Origin of the sequence: Embleya sp. NPDC005971 (assembly GCF_040629175.1) — a bacterium.
Taxonomy (GTDB): domain Bacteria; phylum Actinomycetota; class Actinomycetes; order Streptomycetales; family Streptomycetaceae; genus Embleya.
Genome location: NZ_JBEXUX010000009.1, coordinates 1 through 23,919, shown reverse-complemented (window position 1 = coordinate 23,919; position 23,919 = coordinate 1). Strand labels below are relative to the sequence as shown.

Sequence of the window (23,919 nt, the reverse complement as noted above, 5' to 3'; positions counted from 1 at the left end):
CAGCGTGGTGACGGCGGGTCAGCGGGGCGGTCGCGGCAGGCCGAGGCCCAGCATCGCGATCATGTCGCGCTGTACCTCGTTGGTGCCGCCACCGAAGGTGAGGATCAGCGCCGTGCGGTGCATCTTCTCCAGCCGGCCGCGCAACACCGCACCGGGCGAGTCCTGCTGGAGGTAGGCGTCCTCGCCCATGCACTCCATCAACAACCGGTATGCCTCGGTGGCGAATTCGGTGCCGAAGATCTTGGTCGCCGAGGCGTCGGCCGGGCCGACCTTGGTGCCGTGGTCGACCGACCAGGCGATCTTCCAGTTGACCAGCTTGAGGAACTCGACCTTGGCGTGCACCCGGCCGAGGTTGGCCTGCACGTGCTCGCGGTCGATCACCCGCGAGCCGTCCGGCAGCAGCGCCCGCTCGGCCCAGCGCCGGGTCTCGTGCAGCGCGAGCTGGATGCCCGCAGCCGAACACAGCGCCACCCGCTCGCGGTTGAGCTGACCGGTGATCAGCTTCCAGCCGCCGTTGAGCTCGCCGACCATCGCGGAGGCGGGCACCCGCACGTTCTCGTAGAACGTCTGCGACGTGGTCTGGCCGCCCATGGTCTTGATCGGGGTCCAGGAGAAACCCTCGGCGTTCGTGGGCACCAGGAACATGGTCAGGCCCTTGTGCCGCGGCGCGTCCGGGTCGGTGCGCGCGGCCAGCCAGACGTAGTCCGCGACGTGGATCAGCGAGGTCCACATCTTCTGGCCGTTGATGATCCAGTCGTCGCCGTCCCGGACCGCCTTGGTGGTCAGCGCGGCCAGGTCGGTGCCCGCGCCCGGCTCGGAGTAGCCGATCGAGAAGTGCATGTCGCCGGCGAGGATCTTCGGCAGGAAGAAGTCGCGCTGCTCCTGCGTGCCGTACTCCATCAGCGTGGGGCCGACGGTGTTGATGGTCAGGAACGGCACCGCCGCGCCGGCCAGGGTGGCCTCGTCGGTGAAGATGAGCTGTTCCAGCATCGAACGGTCCTGGCCGCCGTACTCCTTGGGCCAGCCGATGCCCAGCCAGCCGTCCTTGCCCATCTGCTTGACGACGCGGCAGTACGCGCCGTCCTTGCCCATCAGGCTGGTCTCGCCCGCGGCCTGCTCGGCCCGGATCTCGGGCGTCATGATCCGCGCGAAGTACTCGCGCAGTTCCCGCCGCAGGTCCTCCTGCTCGGGTGTGTAGGCGATGTGCACGTGGTCTCCCTGGTAGCCGTGGAAAGCACTGACAGCCGGTGGTCGATCGCCGGTTGCCGGGACGGAAAGCCGAACGCCGGGCCCGGACCCGGCCCGGGCGAGCCCCGCCGGTCAGCCCCTGGGCAGGCCCAGGATGCGTTCGGCGACGACGTTGAGCTGGATCTCCCGGGTGCCGCCGCCGAGCAGGACCGCCGGCAGCGAGAGGTAGGCGGTGAGCAGTTCGCCGCCGAGGTCGGCGTGGTGGGTGCCGGCCGCGCCGATCCGGTCCAGCCGCGCGGTGACCACGGCCCGCTGGTGTTCGGTGACCGCGAGCTTGAGCACGCTGGAGGCGGCGCCCGGGTTGAGCCCGGACAACTGCTGGAGCGTCGAGCGCAGGGTCAGCGCACGCAGCGCGAAGTGCTCGGCCGCGAAGGCGCCCAGTCGACTCGCGAGCGAGGTGTCCGCGGCGCCGGTCTCGCCGATGTCGTCGAGCAGCTTGCCGAACGCCTGCATGCCCGGGCCGCCGGCGATCATCACCCGCTCGTTGGCCAGCGTGGTGCGGGCGATCCGCCAGCCCGCGTGCACCTCGCCGACCACCTGGTCGTCAGCGACGAACACGTCGTCGAGGTAGACCTCGTTGAACTCGGACTGGCCGTTGGACTGCTTGAGCGGACGCACGTCGATGCCGGGCGTGGCCATGTCCACGATGAAGTAGGTGATGCCCTTGTGCTTGGCCGCGTCCGGGTCGGTACGGGCCAGGCAGATGCCGAAGTGGGCCTCGTGCGCCTTGGAGTTCCACACCTTCTGGCCGTTCAGCCGCCAGCCGCCGTCGACCCGGGTCGCCCGGGTGCTCAGCGACGCCAGGTCGGAGCCCGCGCCCGGCTCGCTGAACAACTGGCACCAGACGATCTCGCCGCGCAGCGTGGCCGGCACGTAGGCGTCGCGCTGGGCGTCGGTGCCGTGCGCCATGATCGTCGGCAGCGCGAACTCGCCGATGATGGTGCTGGGTTGGGTCAGCCCGATCCGGGCGAACTCCTGCTGGATGACCACCTGCCGGGCCGGGTTCGCGGCGATGCCGTACGGCTCGGGGTAGTGCGGGGAGACGTAGCCGAGTTCGGCCAGCCGCCGCCGGCGGGCGGGCTCGGCGAGGGTGTTCGCCTCGGCCAGGTGCGCGGCCACCTCGGCCCGGAAGGCGGCGATGTCGCCCTCGTCGAGTTCGAGGTCGAAGCGCCGGGTGGGGCCGCCGCCGACGCTCGCCAGCGCGGCGCGGCCCAGGTGTGCGGTCCACTCCCCCACCGGGCCCAGCCACTGGGCCAGGAAGACCGCGCGGCGCCAGTAGAGGTGGATGTCGTGTTCCCAGGTGAAGCCGATGCCGCCGAGCATGGTGATGCAGTCCAGGGCCACCTCGCGAGCCAACGGCAGGCAGACCACGGCGGCCTCGGCGGCGGCCAGACGCAGTTGCTCGTCGGCGTCGGCGACCACGTCGTCGGCCGCCCGGGCCGCGTCCCAGGCCGCGGCCGTGGCCAGTTGCAGCTTGGTGAACAGCGTGGCGGCCTTGTGCTTGATCGCCTGGAACGAGCCGACCGCGACGCCGAACTGCTCGCGGATCTTGACGTAGGCGAGCGCGGTCTCGAAGCACCAGCGGGCCACGCCGACCGCCTCGGCGGCGGCGAGCACGGCGGCCAGGTCGCGCACCATGGCGGCGTCGATCCCGGTCAGCGCCCGGGACGCCGGGAGCTCCAGGTCGTGCGCGTGCACCCGGGCCACGCCGCGGGCGAGGTCGACCGGGTCCAGCGGGACGATCTCGATGGCCGCCTCGGCGCCGGGCTCGACCACGAACCAGATCTGCTCGTCCCGTTCGGCGGCCTCGACCCGCGCCCCGAGCAGCAGATACGTCGCACCGACCGCGCCCAGGACCGGTTCGGCGACGCCGCCGATCCGCCAGCCGGCTTCGGTGCGGTGCGCGGTCAGGCTCGGGACGACGGCGACCGCGCCGGTGGCCCCCTCGGCGAATCGCGGCAGCAGCGCCTTGCCGACCTCGGGGCCGGCGCAGCGGGCCAGGACGGTGCCGGTCAGCACGGTGGACAGGTACGGGCCGGGCAGCAGGCCGCGGCCGGCCTCCTCCAGGGCGACGGCGAGTTCGAGTACGCCGGCGCCCGCGCCGCCGTGCTCCTCGGGCAGGTGCACGGCGGTCAGCCCCTGGCCGACCAGCGCGTCCCAGCAGTCGGGGAGGGCGCCGGCGCCGAGTTCGTCGGCGGCTGCGCGGGTGGCCTCGATCGAGGCGTGGCGGGCGACGAAACCGGCGACCGATTCCGCGAACGCCTGGTGCTCGGTGGCGAATCCGATCGGCACTGTGTACTCCCTCACCAATACTTGTCTCGATCAAGTAAGCGGACAGGCTACCTGACTGGATCCGGCGTTGCCAGATCCGTACCCGCCTGCGGTCGGCGGCGGGGTCGGCGGGTGGGCGTCAGCTCGGGCGGGTGGACGGCAGGCCGAGCTTGCGGTGATCCCAGGACACGATCCGGTCCGGGACGACCTTGATCACCACGCGCTTGTTCAGCATCATCTCCACGGCCGGGCGCATCTCCTCGGTGTACGGCGCCGCGTAGCGGCCGAACACGCTCACCCCCAGCTCCCAGATCCGCTCCGGCTCCTCGACCACCTCGGCCTTGCCGACGATGGAGACGCCGCGCAACTCCTCGTAGTACTCGCCGGCCTCGACCAGGCACGTGATGGTCGGGTTGCGGCGCACGTTGAGCACCTTCTGCGCGCGGGCCTTGCTCTCCAGGGCGACCTCGCCCTCCAGGAAGCCGTACCACATGCCGATCGAGTGGATGCTGCCGTCGGCGCTGAGCGTGGACATCGTCATCGAGTGGCGCTCGGCCAGGAACGCGGCGATCTCCTGCTCGGTCATCCGGACCCGGTCGCGCTGCTTGACGCCGTGGCCCATGTGCTCGCCCATGCGGACTCCCCTTTTTTGATTGCTTGGGTCAAACATTGCCACGCCGGGAGCATGATTGACAGACCGTCAGTTTCGCGCCGGCCGGCCTCCCCACCATGATTGACACTGCGTCAGGTCCTGCCTAGCGTCGGCGCCATGACCCGAACCGACGACTCCGACGTCCCCGACTACCCGGCCCGGCTCCGGCTCGACGGACGCGGCGTCGTCGTGCTCGGCGCGGGCCAGGGCATCGGTCGCCAGGCCGCGCACGCCCTCGCCCAGTCCGGCGCGCGGGTGTTCGCGGTGGACCGCGAGCCGGACCTGGCCGCCGACATCGCCGCGGAGGTCGACGGCCTCGCCTGGTCCGGCGACGCGACCTCGCGCGCCGACGTCACCCGCCTGTGGGCCGACGTCGAGGCGCGGCTGGGCCGAGCGCACGCGATCGTCGACATCATCGGCATGAGCCGGTACGCCGACCTGCTCTCCACCACCGACGAGGACTGGACCTGGCACCAGGACATCGTGCTCCGGCACGCCCTGCTCGCCCTGCAACTGGGCGGCGCGCACCTGGCCGCGCACGGCGGCGGCGCGATCACCTTCGTCGCCTCGGTCTCCGGCCTGACCGGCGCCCCGATGCACGCGGCCTACGGCGCGGCCAAGGCCGGCCTGATCTCCCTGGTCCGCTCCGCCGCGGTCGAACTGGGCCCCGCCGGCGTCCGGGTCAACGCGGTCGCCCCCGGCGTCGTCTGGACCCCGCGCGTCTCCGCCTACCTCGGCGAACCCGGCCGCGCCGCCAACGCCGCGAACGCCCCCCTGCGCGACGTGGCCCTGCCCGCCGACATCGCCGGCCCCCTCCTCTTCCTGACCGGCGACCTGTCCCGCTACGTCAGCGGCCAGACCCTCACCGTCGACGGCGCGGTCGGCGCCAAGTTCCCCTACCCCCTCCCGGACATGGCGGCAGCCCCCCACTGAGCGAAACCACACTCACCCACAAGGCCGAATCCCCGAACCACCACGAGCCCCACCACCCCAGGCCACCTCCCGGGACCCGCACACCCACCGAAGGACCCGACCCCTCCCAACTGCAAAGAGCTCCGGGAAATTCGAGTCGGCACGAGAGTGCGAGCGTGGTGGATCTCGTGGTGGCCGTGACGGCACGCCACCACGGATTGACCCTGTTGCACCTCGATCGCGACTTCGACGTCATCGCCAAGCTCACCGGGCAACCGGTCCAGCGCGTCGACGAGGCGTGACCCACACCTGAGAGGATGCCCGGGAGGCCGACGGCAGTAAGTGGAGCGAGGAGTACGCGGTGTCCGATGTACGGCGTGTAGGGGTGGTAGGGGCCGGGCTGATGGGGGCCGGGATCGTCGAGGTCTGTGCGAAGGCCGGACTGGACGTGTTGGTGGCGGAGACGAGTACGGCCGCGGCGGAGGCCGGGCAGGCTCGGGTGACCAAGTCGATGGACCGCGGCGTGAAGGCGGGCAAGCTCGCCGAGGCCGATCGGGACGCGGCGCTGGCCCGGATCACGTACACCACCGACCTGGGCGACTTCGCCGACCGGGACATGGTGATCGAGGCCGTGGCCGAGCTCGAGGAGCTCAAGACACAGATCTTCGCCACACTGGACAAGGTGGTGGTGCGCGAGGACGCGATCCTGGCGTCGAACACGTCCTCGATCCCGATCATGAAACTCGGCATGGCCACCGCCCGGCCGCAGCAGGTGATCGGCATCCACTTCTTCAACCCGGTGCCGGTGCAGAAGCTGGTCGAACTGGTGCCCTCGCTGCTCACCGACGAGAGCACGGCCGCCCGCGCGGAGGCGTTCGCGGGCGAGGTGCTCGGCAAGACGGTGATCCGCTCGCAGGACCGCGCCGGCTTCGTGGTGAACTCGCTGCTCGTGCCCTATCTGCTGTCCGCGATCCGGATGTTCGAGTCCGGCTTCGCCTCCGCGGAGGACATCGACAACGGCATGGTGCTCGGCTGCGCGCACCCGATGGGCCCGCTGCGACTGACCGACCTGATCGGTCTGGACACGATCAAGGCGGTCGCGGACAGCCTCTACGACGAGTTCAAGGAGCAGCTCTACAGCTCGCCGCCGCTGCTGCTGCGGATGGTCGACGCGGGGCTGCTCGGCAAGAAGACCGGTCGCGGCTTCTACCAGTACTGAGCGACGGGCCGAAAAACGCGAAACGCGGCTCGGGGTGGACCCGAGCCGCGTTTCGCGTTTTCCCGTTTCGCCGGCGCTACGGCGTGCGCGCCTCGACCTTGTCGATCCGTACCGCGGCCGCCGACTGCCCGCCCGTCGCGGGCGCCGGCACCGGCGCCGGCGGTTCGGCCTTGGCCACCACCACCGCCTGCGCGGTCTGCAGCGGCACCTCCTTGATCAGCAGCACCGCGACCAGCGCGAGCAGGCCGAACGGGGCCGCGAACAGGAAGATGTCGCCGACCGCGTGCCCGTACGAGGTCTCCACGATGCCGCGCGCCGGCTCCGCCAGGTGATGCACGTTCGGGATACCGCCCCCGCCACCCGCACCGGACTTGAGCCCCGCGTCGGACAGGTAGCCGGTGACCTTGGTCGCCATCACCGCGCCCAGCGCCGAGACGCCGACCGCGCCACCGAGGCTGCGGAAGAACGCGACGACCGAACTGGCCGCCCCCAACTGGTGGATCGGCACCGCGTTCTGCACCGCGAGCACCAGGTTCTGCTGGAGCGCACCGACGCCCATGCCGAGCACGAACATGTACACGCCCAACACCCACAGGTTGGTGTCCGCGCGAGCGGTGCTCATCAGGGCCAGGCCGATGGTCAGCGAGATGCCGCCCATCACCAGGTAGCGCTTCCAGAAGCCGGTCGCGGTGATCAGCTTGCCGACCACGGTCGAGGCCAGCACCAGGCCGCCGATCATCGGCAGCGTCATCAAACCGGACACCGTCGGCGACTTGCCGCGGGCGATCTGGAAGTACTGGCTGAGGAAGACCGAGGAGCCCATCATCGCCAGACCCACCGCGAGGCTGCCGAGCACGGCGAGCACGATGGTCCGCTCCTTGAACAACCACAGCGGGATGATCGGTTCCTTCGCCCGGCCCTCGACCCGGATCGCCAGCGCGATCAGCAGCAGCGAACCGAGCACCATGGCCGCGGTCTGCCAGGAGACCCAGGCGTAGTTCTTGCCCGCCAGCGAGACCCACACCAACAGCAGCGAGACACCGGCGCTGATCAGCGTCGCGCCCAGGTAGTCGATGGTGACCTCGCGCTTGACCACCGGAAGCTTGAGCGTCTTCTGCAGGATCACGATCGCGGCCACCGCGAACGGCACGCCGACGTAGAAGCACCAGCGCCACCCCAGCCACGGGGTGTCCACGATGACGCCGCCGATCAGCGGACCGCCGACGGTGGCGAGCGCGAAGGTGGCGCCGAGGTAGCCGCTGTACCGACCGCGCTCGCGCGGCGAGATCATCGCGGCCATGATCACCTGCGCGAGGGCGGTGAGGCCGCCGACGCCGATGCCCTGGATCACCCGGCAGCCGATCAGCATGCTCGTGTTCTGCGAGAGGCCGGCCAACGCGGAGCCCGCCACGTAGATCACCAGCGCGAGCTGGACCAGCAGCTTCTTGCTGGTGAGGTCCGCGAGCTTGCCCCAGATCGGGGTGGTCGCGGTCATCGCCAGCAGGGTGGCGGTGACCACCCACGTGTAGGAGGTCTGGCTGCCATGCAGGTCGGAGATGATCCGCGGCAGCGCGTTGGACACGATCGTGGACGACAGGATCGCCACGAACATGCCCAGGAGCAGCCCGGACAGGGCCTCCATGATCTGCCGGTGCGACATCGGCTGCGCCGCCATCTCCGCCGCCGGTGCGTCGGTCATACCTTCCCCTTTGCTTCGCTTGCCTCGGATGCTCTGCGCCCGGACGCGGCTTCCCCACCCCCGACACTCGTTGCTTGCTACAACCATAGCGTCCTTTGTTGCTGCAAGCAACTTTCAAGAGATGGTCAAGTCGGCGCGCCTCACCGTGATCGGGCGATCACGCAAATAGCATCGCGGCATGGCAAAGACCCCTCGATCCGGCGGTACGGGCGGCAATGTCGGCGGCGTGTCCTACCGCACGATCGGCATCGCGGTGATCGTCGTTCTGGCCGTCTGGTTCGTGCTGGCCAACACCGCCTCGGCGACGATCCGGTTCTGGATTCCCACCGTCGCCGCGCCGATGTGGATCGTCCTGGCCGGCACCTTCGCGGCCGGCGTGCTGACCGGCTGGTGGGTGAAGGGAAACCGCGGCTGAGCGGCCCGATATCCTGAGCGGCATGCTTCGCTCCAGGCTTCGTCCGGCCGTATCCGTGGCGATCCTGGTGACCGCCGGCGTGCTCGTGGCCGGTTGTTCGAGCACGGGCTCGCCGACCGCCGAACCCACCTCGGTCACCCCCACCGGCTCGAACACCACCCCGGTCGGCGCCACCGTGTGCGCCGGCATCCTGCCCACCCCGGCGGTGACCGCCGTGCTGCCGGCGGCGCCCGCGTTCACCAACAAGGACCAGCCGCCCGAGGAGCACTACCCGGTGCTGCGCTGCCAGGTCTCGGCCGGCGACCAGAGCTTCATCGGCTCGGCGTACCTGTTCAACATGGCGGGTGCCGAACGGGTGCAACTGCCCGGACTGACCACGACGGGGTCCGCGCCGCTGGGCGACAAGGACCACGATCTGTACGGCATGGCCGGTGCGGACGACGCGTGGCTCGTCCGGAACTGCAAGGTGCAGAACGTCGAACAACCGGTGCCGATGCTGGTCCGCGCCCGCACCATCGGCCCGGCCGGCGCACCGGCTCCGCCCGACCGACGGCAGCAGTTGGCCGACCTGGCCGTCGACCTGGCCAACGGCGTGGCCAAGGCGGCCGGCTGCGGCAACGAGAAGCCGACCCCGCGCCCCGGCGAGATCAAGCCCGCGACCGAACCGAAGCCGATCACCGACGCGCCCGTGTGCGGCATGTTGGAGCCCGCCGCGCTCGGCCCGCAGGCGGCCGGCGGCCAACGCGCCCGCTGGAGCGCGAGCGCGACCCCCGAGGGGCCCGGCGCGATCCAGGGCTGCGACCTGTTCCTGGACGGCAAGCGGGTGTTGTCCTTCGCCATAGTGCACGGCTACCTGGCCCCCGGCGCCGAGATCCCCGGCGAACGCGCCACGCTGTCCGAGCGGTTGCCCACCGGCGGTGTCCCCAACGACGCCCAACTCGCGGGCACCGTCGAGGGCAAGGTGCTCGGCATGTGCGACGGCCACACCGTCGCCTACCAACTCAGCCGGCACAACGGCGAGGATCCCCCCGGCCTGACCCTGGGCCAACCCACCGAGACCTTCTTCAAGGCGTTCGCCGACGGCGCCTCGCGCTGGGGCTACAAGTGCGAACCCATCCCGGCGAACGCCGACTGGCAGATCCGCCGTTGACCGACGACGACGGGGCCGCCGCACGACGTGCGTGCGGCGGCCCCGTCGTCGGTTCACCGGGTCGGGCCGAGGCGCCGAACCGTCAGCTCACGCCCGCCGACTCCCGGGTCGGCGCCGGCAACGACTGCGGCCGGGCGCTCCCGCCCTGTCCACCCTGATCCGGCGTCCTCGGCTGCTCCCCACCCGCGGGCGGCAGGTCCGCCAGGAACTTCTTCTCGACCTCCGGATTCTCCTTCAGGTATGCCTTGACCCCCTCCGCGGCGGCGTTCGGCTTGCCCTCGAAGTCGACGAAGACCTTCTTCTCCAGCGGCCCGAGCACCGAGTCGTCCAGCTTGAGGTTCTTCACCCAGGTGTTCACCTCGGGGAAGTCCTTCGCGAAGCCCTGGCGACCGATCGAGCTGATCCACCCCGGCGCGCCATAGGACTGCTTCGGGTCGGCCAGCGGCTTGATGTCGTACTTCGTGTACGCCCAGTGCGGACGCCACATCGTCACCACGATCGGCTTGCCCGCCGCCATCTGCCGGTCCAACTCGGCGATCATCGCGGGTGTGCTGCTCTTGACCAGGTCGAAGTCGAGCCCGTAGTCCGGGATCAGCTTCTTCTCGGTCAGGTCCATGATGTTCGCGCCGGGCTCGATGCCGACGATCCGACCGTCGAACTCCTTCTCGTGTCCCTTGAGATCCTCGACCGAGTCGTACGGAAGGTTCTTCGGGACGGCGAGCTGCACGTCGACGTTGTTGTACCACTGCCCGATCTGTTCGAGCTTGGACCCGTACTCGTCCAGGTACTTCTTGTGCAGCGTGGGCAACCACGCGTCCAGGAACAGGTCGATGTCGCCGCGCGCGATGCCCTGGAACAGCGGGCCCACGTCGAGCTGCTTGAGCGTGACGTCGTAGCCGCGCTTCTCCAACAACTGCTTGTACATGTTGGTGACCACGACGTCCTCCTCCCACGGGATCCAGCCGATCGTGATCTTCTTGCGACCGTCCTCCGCCGCGCCGAGGCCGAAGCCGCCCAGCAGCCCGGCGACCAGCGCGACCGCGACCACGCCGCCGACCGCGACGACCGGACGCGGACGCCAGTCCAGCAGCCACTTGGGCGTGAAGCCGTCGGCCGCACGCTCGGTCGCCGAACGTTCGGCCCGCGCCTCGACCCGCCGGCCGGCCGCGCTGACCGTACGGTCCAGGTAGATCGCGAGCACGACCACCGCGACACCGGCCTCGACGCCCAGCCCCACGTTGTTGTTCGACAACGCGCCGAACACCTCGCTGCCCAGGCCGCCCGCGCCGACGATGCCGGCGGTGACCACCATCGACAGCGACAACATGATGACCTGGTTGACGCCGGCCATGATGGTCGGCAACGCGAGCGGGAACTGGATGTCCTTGAGGATGCGCCACTCGCTGGTGCCGAACGCCTCACCGGCCTCGACCATCTCCGCGTCCACGCTGCGGATGCCCAACTCGGTCATCCGCACGCCGGGCGGCAGCGCGAAGACCACGGTGGCCACGGCGCCCGGTACCTCACCGATACCGAAGAACGTGATCGCCGGGATCAGGTACACGAAGGCCGGCATCGTCTGCATGAAGTCCAGCACCGGCTTGACCACGGTGCCCACCGCGCGGCTGCGCGCGGTCAGGATGCCCAGCGGGATCGCGATCAGCAGCGCGACCCCCGCCGAGACCAGCACCAGGGCCAGCGTGGACATCGCCGGATTCCACATGTCCAGGCCGTCGATGAGCAGGAACCCCACCGCCGCGAGCAGCCCGAACAGCAGGCCGCGCACCGCCCAGCCGATCGCCGCGAACAACACGACCACGGCCGGCAGCGGCGAGTCGGTCAGCCAGTCGGCGAGGTGCGTGATCGCACCGCCCACCACGTTCTGGATGAAGTCGAACAACCAGGAGAAGTGGTCGCGCATGAAGTCGACCAGGCTCTCCGCCCAGTCGCCCACGTGGATCCTAGGCATCGTCGCGCACCTCGCCCTCGCCGACGACCCGCTCGCCGGCCGGAGCCGGGACGAGCGGGCCGGCCACGACGGGCCGCGCCGCGCCGGCCACACCCGCGGGCAGCAACTTCTCCGCCGGTCCCGCGGGCACCAGCATCTTGACGCTGCCGGTGTCGGTCACGCCCAGCGTGCCGCCCTCGGTGTCGCCCGATCCGCTCTGCGCCGCGTTGCCGAGCGCGGCCAGCAGGCTCACCCGGGGGATCACCCCGACCAGCCGCATGCCCTCGTCGACCACCGCGAGCGGCAATCTGCTCTCCGCGCACGGCGTGAACAGTTCGGCCACCGGGGTCTGCGGGGTCACCGTGACCACGTCCAGGCTCGGATCGGCCCCGACACTGCGTTCGCCGATCCGCGCGGCCTCGGTGACCGCGACGTCGGTGACCGCGCCGAGCAGCCGACGGCCGTTCTCCCGCGAGTCCACCACGAAGGCCGCCGTGGTCTGCGCCTCGCGCATCGTGCGCATCGCGACCCGGGGGCCCTCGCCGCACGTCACCGTGGCGCGCGAGTCCTCCATGATCGAACCGGCGGTCAGCACCCGGGTCCGGTCCACGTCCGCGACGAAGGACGCCACGTAGTCGTTCGCGGGGTCGGTCAGGATGTCCTCGGCGGTGCCGATCTGGACCACCCGCCCGTCGCGCATCACCGCGATCCGGTCACCGAGCCGCATCGCCTCGTTGAGGTCGTGCGTGATGAACACGATGGTCTTGTGCAACTTCTCCTGGAGTTCCAGGAGTTGGTCCTGCATCTCGCGACGGATCAGCGGGTCGAGCGCGCTGAACGATTCGTCCATCAGCAGGATGTCGGCGTCCGTGGCAAGCGCGCGGGCCAAGCCGACCCGCTGCTGCATGCCGCCGGACAACTCGCCCGGCGCGGACTCCTCCCAACCGGCCAGCCCGACCAGGGCCAGTGCCTCGCGGGCCCGGCGATCGCGCTCGGCCGCCGGCACCCCCTGCACGGACAGCCCGTAGCCGGCGTTCTCCAGCACCGTGCGATGCGGGAACAGCGCGAAGTGCTGGAAGACCATGCTGATGCGCCGGGCGCGCACGTCGCGCAGTTCCTTGGCGGGCAACGAGGTCAGATCCCGGTCGTCGATGTAGACGGCGCCTGCCGTGGCGTCCAGGAGACCGTTGAGCATGCGCAGCAGCGTCGACTTGCCCGAACCGGACAGGCCCATCACCACGAAGATCTCGCCCTCGGCGACGTCGAACGAGACGTCGATGACAGCCGGCGTGGCATTGCTCTTGCGTACGTCGTCACGGCTCTCGCCGGCGCGAAGCCGCCGAACCGCGTCGTCGGCGCGCCGGCCGAAAACTTTGTACAGGCCCTCGGCCCTGAGTCTGGACACACATACCTCGTCGTTAAGGCCGCGGGGAAACGGAACCATCTGTTTCGGTTCCGCGCCGGAGCACCGCCGTGATGAGGGCACCGGCGCCGCGGGCTGCGATTGCGGGAGTACGGCCGCCACAGAAACGTCACGGCAGCGGCGCACGTCCGGGGTCGAACGCCCGTTCCGGGTCCGAACCCGGAAAAGTTGTATCCCGCATTTGTTACCGGGCGTGACTTGCCCGAGTCGTTCCGATGAGAAACATATGGAGATTCTCATCTCATCAATCCATTCGGAAATGTCCGAATTAATGAGATAACACCAGATTCACCTCTCCGTATTCATGTCTCTCGCCCATCGAACCTACATCCGACGCCGACCTCTCCAAACTCTCCGAGTCGACCGTCACGCACGGGCGTGCACTCCGGCGCCGTCCCCCGAATGGCCGTGGCGCGGCCGGGGCGCACATGCCCCATAGGAGTGACGTTCGCGCATTCTCCATGTGACACAACGTCACCAGGCGGTAACGTCCCGGCGCGAGAACGCAGGCGGCGATCCCCCACTGTCGCACGCACCCCTACCGATGGAGCCTTCCGTGTCACGCTTGCTCGACGTCAGCCCCGAGGTCCGCGCCGAGATCGGCGACGACGAGGCCGCCCGCCTGGTGGCCGGGGAGACCGGCCCCCAGACCTACGCGTGCGCTTCGTGCCGCGGCGAAGGCGACACCACCTCCGTGGAGACCAGTGCGTTGTTGTACCTGGCCGAGGAGACCGCGGTGCTCGCGTTCGCGCACACGCGCTGCATCCCCTCGCAGGTGATCCCGGTGTCCGAGGCGGCGGTCGAGCCGCTGCTGGCCGCGCAGGCCAATCCGGGGCCGGCCGTGCAGACGGTGGTGCCCGGCGGTCCGGTGCCGATCTCGATCACCGGCAGCATGGTGGTGTGCGCGGGCGTGACCTACGCGGCGCTGGTGGTCGAGCCCGGCGCCGCCGTGGCCCGGCCGGGCACGCCGGGCGCGCAGGACGAGTTCCTGTCCCTGCTCGGCGAGCGCGGATTCGCGCCGATCGCCACGCCGGACGAGACCCTGCCGCCGCTGCTCGGCGGCTGGTCGGTGCAGATGACCGACGGCTACCTGACCGCGGTGCTCTTCCCCGGCGCGGGCGGCCGGACCGAGGCGTGGTGGCAGGCGCAGTCGCCGGCGGAGGTGCCCGAGGCGTGGCTGAACGCGGCCAAGACGCACGGCGTGGTGTTGCTGTTCGCCGCCCCGGTGGGCACGATCGGCATCCACACCGGCAACGACGAGTTGGCCGCCGCGCTCAGCGAGGCCGGTCGGCGCAACCTGCTGGCCGCCGGATCGGTGCCGGTCAGCGGCATCTGAACGATCCCGAACACGGTGGGGGGCGGCCGATTCCGGACCGCCTCCCGCCCTCCGATAGCGTGCCGGGCCTATGGAGCACTACGACGCGGCCTACGGCGACGAACTGGTTTCCCTCGACCGGCGGCACATCTGGCACCCGTACGCGAGCACCGAGGGCGAGGCACCGCTGTTCCCGGTGGTCGGCGCCGAGGGGGTGCGGCTGCGGCTCGCCGACGGTCGCGAGCTGATCGACGGCATGTCCTCGTGGTGGGCCGCGATCCACGGCTACAACCACCCCGTGCTGAACGCCGCCGCCCACGCGCAGGTGGACACCATGGCGCACGTGATGTTCGGCGGCCTGACCCACCCGCCGGCCGTGCGACTCGCTCGCCGACTGGTGGAGATCACGCCCGAGCCGTTGGCCAAGGTCTTCTTCGCCGACTCCGGCTCGGTCGCCGTCGAGGTGGCGCTGAAGATGGCCCTGCAATACCAGCGCGGACGCGGCCGGCCCGAACGCACCCGCCTGCTCACCGTGCGTGGCGGCTACCACGGCGACACCTTCGGCGCGATGTCCGTGTGCGACCCGGTCGGCGGCATGCACCATCTCTTCTCCGACGTCCTGCCGACCCACCTGTTCGCCCCGATCCCCCCGGCCGGCTTCGAAACCGAACTCCGCCCCGAGGACACCGCCCCCATCGAGGAACTCCTCGACCGGCACGGCTCGACCATCGCCGCCCTGATCCTGGAACCCATCGTCCAGGGCGCCGGCGGAATGCGTTTCCACTCCCCCGCCTACCTCCGCCGGATCCGCGAACTCTGCTCGCAACACCACGTGTTGCTGATCGCCGACGAGATCGCCACCGGCTTCGGCCGAACCGGCGAACTGTTCGCCTGCGAACACGCGGGCGTCGCCCCCGACATCATGTGCCTGGGCAAGGCCCTCACCGGCGGCTACCTGACCATGGCCGCGACCCTGTGCACCGACGAGGTCGCCGCGACCATCTCCCGCGGCGAAGGCGGTGCCTTCATGCACGGCCCGACCTTCATGGCCAACCCCCTCGCCGCGGCCATCGCGTCGGCAAGCGTGGACCTCCTCCTGTCCACCCCCTGGCGCGACCGCGTCGGCACCCTCTCCGAGACCCTGCGAACCGGCCTCGCCCCCGCCCGCGACCTGCCCGGCGTCCTGGACGTCCGCGTCCTCGGCGCCATCGGCGTCATCGAACTCGCCACCCCCGTGGACATGGCCACCATGCAACCCGCCTTCGTCGAACAGGGCGTCTGGATCCGCCCCTTCGGCCGCCTCGTCTACACGATGCCGCCCTACGTGATCACCCCGGAGGAGCTCACCAAGGTCACCACCGCGATGATCGACGCGGTCCGCACCCACACGGCGCCGGCGACCTGACCCACGACTCGACGGGCCGGCCGGCCCTCCCGCACCCACGACTCGGCCCCGACCCCACCCCGCAACCGTCGAGCCGTTTTCTCGTTGGTCCCGGTATGTTCAGTTTCGACGACTCCATCAGCACCTGGGCACTCGGCCACCCCGTGGTCACCGTCGGCTCCCCCGCGACCCCGGCCCACGACGTCCTGACGCCGATCTACAACGCGCTGGAGACCGAGTGGCGGCGGATGTTCCGCGCCGTCCCGCACGAGCGCTCGAACGAGGACGTCGCCGCGAGCCGCCCGTCCTACGGCGCCCCCGCCGCGATCAGCCACTCGTACGCCCAGGACCCCCCGTTCCCGAACTTCTCGCTCCCCACCCCGGGCGGCTACACCACCTACGGCCGACACCGCGGCGCCTCCCTGGTGCCCGCCCAGCCCCCACGCGTACCCGCGCCGCACGGCCACCTTCCGCTGTAACCGGCGTGCCATCGAATCCACGCGGCCAAAAGCACCCACCGAGGAACCCCGCCGAACCCGAGAAAGGCCCGGACGCCACCGGCGTCCGGGCCTTTCTCGTATCCGCGGTCGGCTCCGCGATCAGCGACCGGTCTTGCGACCGCGCTTCTCCCTGACCTTCATCCGAATCTCGATCGGCGTCCCCGGGAACCCGAACTCCTCGCGCAGCCGGCGCTCGATGAAGCGGCGGTAGCCGGCCTCCAGGAACCCGCTCGTGAACAGCACGAACCGCGGCGGCTTCGTGCCCGCCTGGGTGCCGAACAGGATGCGCGGCTGCTTACCGCCCCGGATCGGGTGCGGGTTGGAGGCCACCAGCGTGCCCAGGAACGCGTTCAACTGCCCCGTGGGGATGCGCTTCTCCCAGCTCGCCAGCGCCGTCTCGATCGCCGGGACCAGCTTCTCCATGTGCCGTCCGGTCAGCGCCGAGACGTTCACCCGAGGCGCCCAGGTGACCTGGACCAGGTCCTGCTCGATCTCGCGTTCGAGGTAGTAGCGGCGCTCCTCGTCCATCAGGTCCCACTTGTTGTACGCGATCACGATCGCGCGCCCCGCCTCGACCGCGAGCGAGATGATCCGGGTGTCCTGCTCGGTCAGCCGCTCGCTGGCGTCGATCAGGATCACCCCGACCTCGGCCTTCTCCAGCGCGGCCGTGGTGCGCAGCGACGCGTAGAAGTCGGCGCCCTGAGTCAGGTGCACCCGGCGGCGGATGCCCGCGGTGTCGATGAACTTCCAGGTCTTGCCGCCGAGCTGGATCAACTCGTCGACCGGGTCGCGGGTGGTGCCCGCGATCTTGTCCACGACCACCCGGTTCTCGCCCGCGACCTTGTTCAGCATGCTCGACTTGCCCACGTTCGGGCGGCCCAGCAGCGCGACCCGGCGCGGCCCGCCCTCCAGCACGCCGAAGCGCTGTGCGGGCGCCTCCGGCAGGATCGCCAGCGCGGCGTCGAGCAGGTCACCGCTGCCGCGGCCGTGCACGGCGGAGACCGGCCACGGCTGGCCCAGGCCGAGCGACCACAGTGCGGCGGCGTCCGCCTCCTGCGCCATGTTGTCGACCTTGTTCGCGGCCAGGACCACCGGCTTGCCGGACTTGCGCAACACCCGGACGACGGCCTCGTCGCTGTCGGTGGGACCGACGATCGCGTCGACCACGAACATCACCGCGTCCGCCGAGTCGATCGCGTACTCGGCCTGGACCGCGACCGACAGGTCGATGCCGACCACGTCCCGCTCCCAGCCGCCGGTGTCGACCACGGTGAACCGTCGGCCGTTCCAGTTGGCCTCGTAGTACACGCGGTCGCGGGTCACCCCGGGGGTGTCCTCGACGACCGCTTCGCGGCGCCCGATGATCCGGTTGACCAGCGTGGACTTGCCCACGTTGGGACGACCGACGACGGCGAGCACCGGCAGCGGTCCGCCGGAGTCGTCGCCGTGCTCGCCTCGTTCGGGGGCGTCCCCGTCCAGGTCGACCCATTCCTCGGGGTCGTAGCCCGCCTCCCACGCCTCCGGGTCGAAGGCGCCCTCGGTCGTGGCGTCGGCGTGCTGCTCCATGGGGGTGTTCCTCGTTCGGGTAGCGGTACGGGTGAAGATCGTGGTCAGCCGGCGCGGCCGGTCATCCGCTCGGCCTCGCGCAGGTGCGCGGTGAGCCGTTCGACGATGCGGTCGGACGCGGCCTGGACGGCCTTGCGGGTGGCCCGGCGGTCGGCGTTCTCGACCGCCTGGAAAGGCTTGCCGTAGACCACGTCGATCCGGGAGCGCAGACCCGGCAATGCACCGATCGAGGATCCCCGCGCACCGGTGCCGAGGCAGGCCACCGGGACGACGGGTGCCCCGGAGCGCAATGCCAGATATGCAAGTCCATTGTGCACTGCCGAGAAGTCGGCCTGTCCCCGCGTGCCCTCCGGGAAGACGCCCAGTGCGCCGCCGCGCGCCAATACGTCGAGTGAATCGGTGATCATCTTGCGGTCGGCGACCCCGCGCTGGACCGGGATGTGGCCGATCCCGCGCAGTATCGGGCCGAGCGCGCCGGTGAACATCTCGCGCTTGACCAGCACCTGCGTGGGTCGCGGAGCGAAGGCGAAGAGCATCGGCCCGTCGACGAAGTTGGCGTGATTGCCCGCCAGGATCACCGGGCCGGCCATCGGTACGTGCCACGCGCCCAACGCGCGCACCCGCCAGAAGCTGCGCAGCAGCGGTTCGCCGATGAAGTGCGCGGCCCCGGCGAGCGGGGGCTTCGAGGTGGTCCCGAGGGCCGCGGTCACCGCACGTGTTCCGCGACCAGGGCGAGCAGGTGGTCGACCACCTGCTCGCGGTCCAGCTCGGTGGTGTCCACCAGGATCGCGTCCTCGGCCATCCCGGCCGGCGCGACCGCGCGACCGGAGTCCAGCGCGTCCCGGCGGGCCAGGTCGGCTCGGGTCGCCTCGACGCTGGTGGCCTGGGTGCCGGTCAGTTCGGCGTTGCGGCGGGCGGCGCGGGCCGCCTCGGACGCGGTCAGGTAGACCTTAACCGCCGCGTCGGGCGCCACCACGCTCGCGATGTCGCGGCCCTCGACCACGATGCCGCCTCGGCCGATCTCGGCCCGCTGCAACGCGACCAGGCGGGTGCGCACCTGCGGCACCGCGCTGACCGCGCTGACCGCCTTGGTCACCTCGTCGGTCCGGATCGGGCCGGCCGCGTCCAGGCCGTCCACCGTGATGGTGGGGCCCTCCGGCGCGGTCCCGGAGACGATCCGCGGTCGGTCCGCGACGGCGGCCACCGCGGCGGGGTCGTGGATGTCGATGTCGTTGTCGAGCATCCACCACGTCATCGCCCGGTACATCGCGCCCGTGTCCAGGTAGCGCAGGCCCAGCCGGGCGGCGACCGCGCGCGAGACGCTGGACTTGCCGGACCCTGACGGACCGTCGATGGCGACCACGGCGGTCGCGAGCGGCGTACGGGCTTCCACGGTCGCCGACCTTTCGCTTGTTGCCGGCACGGGGGCCGTCACGGGTATTGCCGAACCGGGCGGCGCAGTGGAGGCCGCGGGGCGATAGGACACCGCCCGAGGGTACCGTCACGGATAGCCTTGATCGGTTCGCCCATTATTCCGTCACCCGCCCTTTGGAGTTCCCGTCGTGCGTACCGCCGCCGTGGTCGGCACCGGACTGATCGGTACATCCGTCGCACTCGCGCTGACCGCCCGCGGGATCACCGTGTATCTGCGGGATCGGGACAGCACCGCGGTCAAGACGGCGGCGGCGATGGGCGCGGGGCTGGAGGCGACGCCGCCGGAGCCGGTGGATCTGGCCGTGCTGGCGGTGCCGCCGGGGCTCATCGCCGAGACGTTGCGGTCGGTGCAGGCGGAGCGGCTCGCGCTCAGCTACACCGACGTGGCCAGCGTCAAGGAACAGCCGCTGCGGGCGATAGCGGATCTGGCCTGCGACACGACGCGCTACATCGGCGGCCATCCGCTGGCCGGGCGCGAGCGCTCGGGGCCGCTGGCCGCGCGGGCCGACCTGTTCGACGGCCGGCCGTGGGTGCTCACCCCCTCACGCGAGACCGACACCGAGACGCTGAACCGGGCGCTGGAGATGGTGTCGTTGTGCCGCGCGGTGCCGGTGGTGATGGCGCCGCGCGACCACGACCACGCGGTCGCGCTGGTGTCGCACGCGCCGCACCTGGTGTCCGCGCTGATGGCCGCGCGCCTGGAGCACGCGCAGGACACCGACACCCGGCTCGCGGGCCAGGGGGTGCGGGACGTGACTCGGATCGCGGGCTCGGATCCGCGGTTGTGGATAGACATCCTGGGCGCCAACGCGAACGCGGTCGCGGACGTGCTCGCCGGGCTGGCGACCGATCTGGACGGCGTGGTCGGCGCGTTGCGTTCGCTGGCCGCGGACGACGAGGCCAAGCGCGAGCTGGGGTCGCGCGACGTGGAGGCGCTGCTGCGCCGCGGCAACGCGGGACACGGCCGGATTCCGGGCAAGCACGGGCAGCCGGCCGCCCGGTACGAGGCCGTGCCGGTGGTCGTGCCGGACCGGCCGGGCGAGTTGGCCCGGCTGTTCGCCGACGTGGGCCGCGCCGAGGTCAACATCGAGGACATCCGGATCGACCACGCCCAGGGTCGCCCGGCCGGCCTGGTCGAACTCCAGGTGGACCCGCAGCGGGCGGAGGCGCTCACCACGGCGCTGCGGGCCGGCGGCTGGACCGTGCAGCGCTGACCCGGGGCCGCCCGCCGGTGCCGCCCGCCGACCCGGCGGGCGGCCCCGGCGGACGCGCTGCGGGCCCACCCGGTTGGTGGGCGTGGCGCGCTGCCCCGCCGGCTCGCGCTCCGCTCAGCGCAGCGGGTTCTGCTCCGCCCAGCGGCGCCCGATCTCGGTGCGGAACGCCTCTCCCCACTGGGAGTTGAGCAGGATCTCCTCGATCAGCGGGTTCGGCGAGCGGTCTCGGCGTTCGGAGAGCACCCGGATCGCGACGTCGCGCAGCACGCCCTTGGTGTCGGCCTTGGGCGCGAGCACCACCACCAGCAGTTGCTCGACCAGCTTGCGGGTGCGCTTCTCGCCCGCCCCCGCCGCTTCGAGGCGGTCGCCGAACTCCTCGGCGTCCAGCAGCGTGTTGCGCATCGCCTTCAGGTCGTCCGCGTTCCACGCCTCCGGCGCGAGTTGCCGGCGGCGCTGTTCCAGCCGGGTGGTCAGCCGGTCCACGATCACCGGCAACACCCGCAGGTCGGCGAGCCGGAGCGCGACGGCGAGCGTGACGATGTTGTCGATGGCCGCGACCTCGGTCTTGGCCGCGCCGCCGCCGAGGGCGCGTTCGCGCAGGGTCGGCTTGTCCGGGAGGCGCTTGACCGCGCGCCGTATCTTGTCCACCTCGGTGTCCGGGACGCCGTGCTCGGCCCACATGCCCCACGACGCGTTCCCGGCACTGGCGGGCAGCGCGCCCGGGATCGGCGGGCTCCCCCGTCCGCCGCCGACCTCGCGGGCCGGGTCGGCATCCGGGTCGTCCTCGATGAGCGGCAGCGCGGGTATCGGCAGTTCGCCGCGCTCCTCCTCGAAGCCCGGCCACGGCCCGGTGAAGGCGTCCTCGATCTCCTCGAAGCCCTCGTCGGCACGCCAGATCACGTCCGGGGTCTCGGTCGGCTCGGCCGGCTCCGGCACGCGCACCGGCTCGGGAGCACGTACCGGCTCGGGCGACGCCTTCGAGGCCACCGTCGGGCGAGGCACCCGCTCCTTCGCGAGGGACCTCGTGCGGGCCGGTTCGGCCGCGTACGGAAAGGCCGGCTCCTCCTCGGCGGCCCCCGCCACCGTGACCACCCGCGGCTCGCGTCCGGTCCGCCCGACGCGCTCGGCCCGTTCGACGCGCTCGGCCCGGGCCACCCGCTCGACGCGCTCGGCCCGCCCCGTCGCCTCCGCCCGCTCCGCGCGTGTCGGCGTCGGCGCGGGTTCCGCGACCTCGGCGGCCGGCGGCCGGGGCGTGCCGCGCGGCCGGCCCAGCCGGGCGCAGATCTCCCGGGACCGCTCCTCGGCCCGCTCGCGCGGGAATCGGCGCAGGTCGAGCATGCTCTCCAGGAGGCCGTGGATGCCCGGCCAGTCGGTGTCGGTGTACCGGCTCACCAACAGCCCCGCCGCACGCGCGTGCACGTCCGAACCCGTCTTGGGCTCGTCGCGCAACAGCAGCCGATAGCGGCCGGCCCACGGTTGCGCGTCCCTGGGCCGGCGCGGCAGCACGACGAACCGCGGCTTGGCCGAGTGGTCCAGCGTCTCGAACGTGGAGAACGTGAAGGCTCCCGGCACCAGCCACAACAGCAGGTCGGAGAGTCCCCACAACATCGGCACCGGGTCGATGCCCACGTCCCCCTGTTGGAACGAGAAGAACCGGCCCGGGTGGCGCAGCACGGCGGCGACCGTGACCTCCAGCAGGTGTGCCTGCTCGCGGGCCCGCGCGCGCAACCGTTCGGCGTGCGCGTCCCGCGCGTCGGTCACGAAGCCCGGGGCCAGCGGGGGCAGTTCGTAGCCGCGCGGGATGTCCTCCAGGGCGGTTTCGTCGGCCCACACCGGGTCCTGGGTGAGCACCAACGCGGCGTGCGGACCCAGATCGCGGCCCGGGTCGAGCAGGACGCGCGCGTTGTTGCCCTCGACCACGTACTCGCGCCGGATCGCCGCGGCGCCGCGCCCCGTGTGCACGAGCGCGACGCTGGTCACCGGCGCGCCGCGGTCGTCCGCGTCCACCGCCACGTGCTCGCGCAGGTCGTCGTGCCAGGCCAGGAGTTCCTCCCGGGGCACCGAGGACGCGATCGGCCCGAGCCCGCGCCCGCCGAGCAGGCCGTCCTCCTGGCGTCGGTAGACGATCTGCCGAAACCCGCCCGCGTCGGCGGCGGCCGGCGCTTGATTCCCTCGCGGCTGCCCCGCCCGTGCCGTCATGGCTACGCTTCCGTCCTGTATGGCGTGATGCCGAGTTCCTCGAACATGAGTCGACCACATTCGCGCTGCAGCGACCCATAGCAGTCGGCGGCCGACATCGCGTGCACCAGGACGCTTTGATAGTGCGCCCACTCTCCGTCGAACGTGCGAAGTCGCATGACCGTGCCCGCGATCACCGCGACGAAGTACGGGAAACGATCCTGGTCCTCGGCGACCATCCGGGTCATCCGCCACAACAGGGTCCGCAGCGCATCCTCGTCCACGCCGCAGTCCGCGAGGGCGGCGATGCCCTCGTGCAGCCGGCCGAGCACCTCGCCGTAGGAACGCAGCGAACGCCACTCCCCCCGCGGATTCGCGTACTCGCGGTCGACTCGCGCGATCAGGCGCCGCACCACCGGTCCGAGCAGCGGTTGTTCGACGAGCAGCAGCGCGACGGCCAGCGAACCGGTGTCGGCGCGGTCGATCGCCTTGTCGACCCTGGGCGTCTCCCGGCCACCGTCCTCGGCCATCCGTTCGGCGGCCTGCCGCAGCGCGAGGAATCCGTCCCAGGTCGCCGTCAGGTCGTCCCACGGCTCCCAGTCCCACCGGCCCCACTCGGCCCAGACCGGCGCGTCCCGCGCCAGTTCGGGACGATTCACCGGGCCGATCGACTCCGGCCGGCCCTGGCGAGCCGACCCGGTCACGGGCGGACCGCTGCTGAGCCCGCCGGCCCACGACCCGAGCGCTTCGTCCGATTCCTCTTTCCCGTGAACGTCCCGCCGGCCACGCGCACCGTGCGCGGGCGCGGCACTCGCCCGGTCCGGCGCGTCCGGATGGAAATACCCGCCCGGCTCGCCCTGTTCACCCAGGTCGCCCGACTCGTCGTACCGACCCTGCCGGTGATACCCGCCCTGATCGTGCGGCTCGTCCTGCTCGTCCCGACCGTGGGTCCAGGTGTCGTATTCGGTCACTCCCGTATCCCGGGAATGCCCCATCTTCGCCCACCCCAGGACCGGGCTGTCCACCTCGCCCGCCGGGTCGTCCCGCGACACCGGACCGGCCGCCGGCGCCGCCGCCCCGGAAGGGCGTCCGAGCACGTACTCGGCACGCTCCAGGTTCGACGCGTCGGCCCCGACCGCGTCGTCGAGTTCCCGCAACGTGCCGAGCATCTCCTCCCACGACCACTCGCGATAGCGCCGCACCAACAACCGGGCGGCCTCCCGGAACACGTCCTCGCCCGGCTCGGCATCCGGGTCGATCCGGACCCGGTTGGCCGGCTCCGGCGCGTTGGGCCAGCGCGGCACCACCACGAAGCTCGGCTTCGTCGCCGCGTCGCTGGTCTCGTACGTGGAGAACGTCCGCCCACCCGGCGCCACCCACCCGGCCAGATC

Annotated in this window: 20 protein-coding genes; 9 read left to right on the top strand and 11 right to left on the bottom strand. The window is 71.4% G+C overall.

Annotated features, from left to right (window positions below):
* Positions 1 to 18: 18 nt before the first annotated feature.
* The 3 genes from ABZ374_RS10950 to ABZ374_RS10940 all read right to left on the bottom strand — a co-directional run bounded on the left by ABZ374_RS10950 (position 19) and on the right by ABZ374_RS10940 (position 4,153).
* Positions 19 to 1,209 carry an acyl-CoA dehydrogenase family protein gene (locus ABZ374_RS10950; protein WP_360309317.1) on the bottom strand — a complete coding sequence of 397 codons (1,191 nt, stop codon included), beginning with the start codon at positions 1,207 to 1,209 and terminating at the stop codon, positions 19 to 21.
* A 111-nt stretch (positions 1,210 to 1,320) separates the two neighbouring features.
* The gene (locus ABZ374_RS10945) at positions 1,321 to 3,540 is read right to left on the bottom strand and encodes an acyl-CoA dehydrogenase (RefSeq protein ID WP_360309315.1); all 2,220 of its coding nucleotides are present in this window, start codon (positions 3,538 to 3,540) and stop codon (positions 1,321 to 1,323) included.
* 118 nt (positions 3,541 to 3,658) lie between these two features.
* Positions 3,659 to 4,153, bottom strand: coding sequence for a pyridoxamine 5'-phosphate oxidase family protein (locus tag ABZ374_RS10940; protein ID WP_360309313.1), 495 nt, complete (start codon positions 4,151 to 4,153; stop codon positions 3,659 to 3,661).
* A gap of 135 nt (positions 4,154 to 4,288) precedes the next feature.
* On the opposite strand from ABZ374_RS10940, the gene ABZ374_RS10935 reads away from it, so the two are divergent.
* The 3 genes from ABZ374_RS10935 to ABZ374_RS10925 all read left to right on the top strand — a co-directional run bounded on the left by ABZ374_RS10935 (position 4,289) and on the right by ABZ374_RS10925 (position 6,302).
* Positions 4,289 to 5,104, top strand: a complete 816-nt coding sequence (locus ABZ374_RS10935; RefSeq protein WP_360309311.1) for an SDR family oxidoreductase — start codon at positions 4,289 to 4,291, stop codon at positions 5,102 to 5,104.
* A gap of 155 nt (positions 5,105 to 5,259) precedes the next feature.
* The gene (locus ABZ374_RS10930; RefSeq protein WP_360309309.1) at positions 5,260 to 5,385 is read left to right on the top strand and encodes a hypothetical protein; all 126 of its coding nucleotides are present in this window, start codon (positions 5,260 to 5,262) and stop codon (positions 5,383 to 5,385) included.
* A 59-nt stretch (positions 5,386 to 5,444) separates the two neighbouring features.
* The gene (locus tag ABZ374_RS10925) at positions 5,445 to 6,302 is read left to right on the top strand and encodes a 3-hydroxybutyryl-CoA dehydrogenase (protein WP_360309307.1); all 858 of its coding nucleotides are present in this window, start codon (positions 5,445 to 5,447) and stop codon (positions 6,300 to 6,302) included.
* 76 nt (positions 6,303 to 6,378) lie between these two features.
* On the opposite strand, the gene ABZ374_RS10920 is transcribed toward ABZ374_RS10925, so the two are convergent.
* Positions 6,379 to 8,001, bottom strand: a complete 1,623-nt coding sequence (locus ABZ374_RS10920) for an MDR family MFS transporter (RefSeq protein WP_360309305.1) — start codon at positions 7,999 to 8,001, stop codon at positions 6,379 to 6,381.
* Between the two features lie 178 nt (positions 8,002 to 8,179).
* Between ABZ374_RS10920 and ABZ374_RS10915 the strand changes: the two genes are divergently transcribed.
* Together ABZ374_RS10915 and ABZ374_RS10910 are read left to right on the top strand one after the other, a co-directional pair.
* On the top strand, positions 8,180 to 8,416 hold the full coding sequence (locus ABZ374_RS10915) for a LapA family protein (protein WP_360309303.1): 237 nt from the start codon (positions 8,180 to 8,182) through the stop codon (positions 8,414 to 8,416).
* A 22-nt stretch (positions 8,417 to 8,438) separates the two neighbouring features.
* A complete protein-coding gene (locus ABZ374_RS10910) occupies positions 8,439 to 9,566 on the top strand; it encodes a hypothetical protein (protein ID WP_360309301.1) in 1,128 nt (375 codons plus the stop codon).
* Positions 9,567 to 9,648: 82 nt separating this feature from the next.
* On the opposite strand, the gene ABZ374_RS10905 is transcribed toward ABZ374_RS10910, so the two are convergent.
* Complete coding sequence (locus tag ABZ374_RS10905; RefSeq protein ID WP_360309299.1) at positions 9,649 to 11,535, bottom strand: ABC transporter permease/substrate binding protein; 1,887 nt, start codon at positions 11,533 to 11,535, stop codon at positions 9,649 to 9,651.
* Positions 11,528 to 12,919 (bottom strand): glycine betaine/L-proline ABC transporter ATP-binding protein, encoded by a 1,392-nt coding sequence (locus ABZ374_RS10900; RefSeq protein WP_360309297.1) that lies wholly within the window; start codon positions 12,917 to 12,919, stop codon positions 11,528 to 11,530. The genes ABZ374_RS10905 and ABZ374_RS10900 overlap by 8 nt, the downstream gene beginning before the upstream one ends.
* A 574-nt stretch (positions 12,920 to 13,493) precedes the next feature.
* On the opposite strand from ABZ374_RS10900, the gene ABZ374_RS10895 reads away from it, so the two are divergent.
* The 3 genes from ABZ374_RS10895 to ABZ374_RS10885 all read left to right on the top strand — a co-directional run bounded on the left by ABZ374_RS10895 (position 13,494) and on the right by ABZ374_RS10885 (position 16,115).
* Positions 13,494 to 14,273: a hypothetical protein gene (locus ABZ374_RS10895; RefSeq protein WP_360309295.1), complete on the top strand. Its 780-nt coding sequence runs from the start codon at positions 13,494 to 13,496 to the stop codon at positions 14,271 to 14,273.
* A 70-nt stretch (positions 14,274 to 14,343) separates the two neighbouring features.
* A complete protein-coding gene (gene bioA, locus ABZ374_RS10890; protein ID WP_360309293.1) occupies positions 14,344 to 15,657 on the top strand; it encodes an adenosylmethionine--8-amino-7-oxononanoate transaminase in 1,314 nt (437 codons plus the stop codon).
* 95 nt (positions 15,658 to 15,752) lie between these two features.
* Complete coding sequence (locus ABZ374_RS10885; RefSeq protein WP_360309291.1) at positions 15,753 to 16,115, top strand: hypothetical protein; 363 nt, start codon at positions 15,753 to 15,755, stop codon at positions 16,113 to 16,115.
* A 120-nt stretch (positions 16,116 to 16,235) separates the two neighbouring features.
* Here ABZ374_RS10885 and der read toward each other — a convergent pair whose 3' ends face one another.
* Genes der through cmk form a run of 3 tightly spaced genes read right to left on the bottom strand, consistent with a single transcriptional unit; the run spans position 16,236 to position 19,095 of the window.
* A complete protein-coding gene (der, locus tag ABZ374_RS10880) occupies positions 16,236 to 17,702 on the bottom strand; it encodes a ribosome biogenesis GTPase Der (protein WP_360309289.1) in 1,467 nt (488 codons plus the stop codon).
* Between the two features lie 44 nt (positions 17,703 to 17,746).
* Entirely contained in the window at positions 17,747 to 18,412 is a 666-nt protein-coding gene (locus ABZ374_RS10875; RefSeq protein WP_360309287.1) for a lysophospholipid acyltransferase family protein, read from the bottom strand.
* Positions 18,409 to 19,095 (bottom strand): (d)CMP kinase, encoded by a 687-nt coding sequence (cmk, locus tag ABZ374_RS10870; RefSeq protein ID WP_360309285.1) that lies wholly within the window; start codon positions 19,093 to 19,095, stop codon positions 18,409 to 18,411. The genes ABZ374_RS10875 and cmk overlap by 4 nt, the downstream gene beginning before the upstream one ends.
* Positions 19,096 to 19,264: 169 nt before the next feature.
* On the opposite strand from cmk, the gene ABZ374_RS10865 reads away from it, so the two are divergent.
* The gene (locus ABZ374_RS10865; RefSeq protein WP_360309283.1) at positions 19,265 to 20,350 is read left to right on the top strand and encodes a prephenate dehydrogenase; all 1,086 of its coding nucleotides are present in this window, start codon (positions 19,265 to 19,267) and stop codon (positions 20,348 to 20,350) included.
* A gap of 114 nt (positions 20,351 to 20,464) precedes the next feature.
* Here the strand turns inward: ABZ374_RS10865 and ABZ374_RS10860 are convergent, their stop codons facing one another.
* Positions 20,465 to 22,549 carry a hypothetical protein gene (locus ABZ374_RS10860; RefSeq protein WP_360309281.1) on the bottom strand — a complete coding sequence of 695 codons (2,085 nt, stop codon included), beginning with the start codon at positions 22,547 to 22,549 and terminating at the stop codon, positions 20,465 to 20,467.
* Between the two features lie 2 nt (positions 22,550 to 22,551).
* The coding region (locus tag ABZ374_RS10855; protein WP_360309279.1) for a hypothetical protein at positions 22,552 to 23,919 on the bottom strand (1,368 nt) is incomplete at its 5' end.

Bases quoted from the DNA above. Each gene is read 5' to 3' on its own strand.
- ABZ374_RS10940 (WP_360309313.1), bottom strand. From the start codon at position 4,153: ATGGGCGAGCACATGGGCCACGGCGTCAAGCAGCGCGACCGGGTCCGG.
- ABZ374_RS10935 (WP_360309311.1), top strand. From the start codon at position 4,289: ATGACCCGAACCGACGACTCCGACGTCCCCGACTACCCGGCCCGGCTC.
- ABZ374_RS10920 (WP_360309305.1), bottom strand. From the start codon at position 8,001: ATGACCGACGCACCGGCGGCGGAGATGGCGGCGCAGCCGATGTCGCAC.
- ABZ374_RS10915 (WP_360309303.1), top strand. From the start codon at position 8,180: ATGGCAAAGACCCCTCGATCCGGCGGTACGGGCGGCAATGTCGGCGGC.
- ABZ374_RS10910 (WP_360309301.1), top strand. From the start codon at position 8,439: ATGCTTCGCTCCAGGCTTCGTCCGGCCGTATCCGTGGCGATCCTGGTG.
- ABZ374_RS10905 (WP_360309299.1), bottom strand. From the start codon at position 11,535: ATGCCTAGGATCCACGTGGGCGACTGGGCGGAGAGCCTGGTCGACTTC.
- bioA (WP_360309293.1), top strand. From the start codon at position 14,344: ATGGAGCACTACGACGCGGCCTACGGCGACGAACTGGTTTCCCTCGAC.
- ABZ374_RS10885 (WP_360309291.1), top strand. From the start codon at position 15,753: ATGTTCAGTTTCGACGACTCCATCAGCACCTGGGCACTCGGCCACCCC.
- der (WP_360309289.1), bottom strand. From the start codon at position 17,702: ATGGAGCAGCACGCCGACGCCACGACCGAGGGCGCCTTCGACCCGGAG.
- ABZ374_RS10860 (WP_360309281.1), bottom strand. From the start codon at position 22,549: ATGACGGCACGGGCGGGGCAGCCGCGAGGGAATCAAGCGCCGGCCGCC.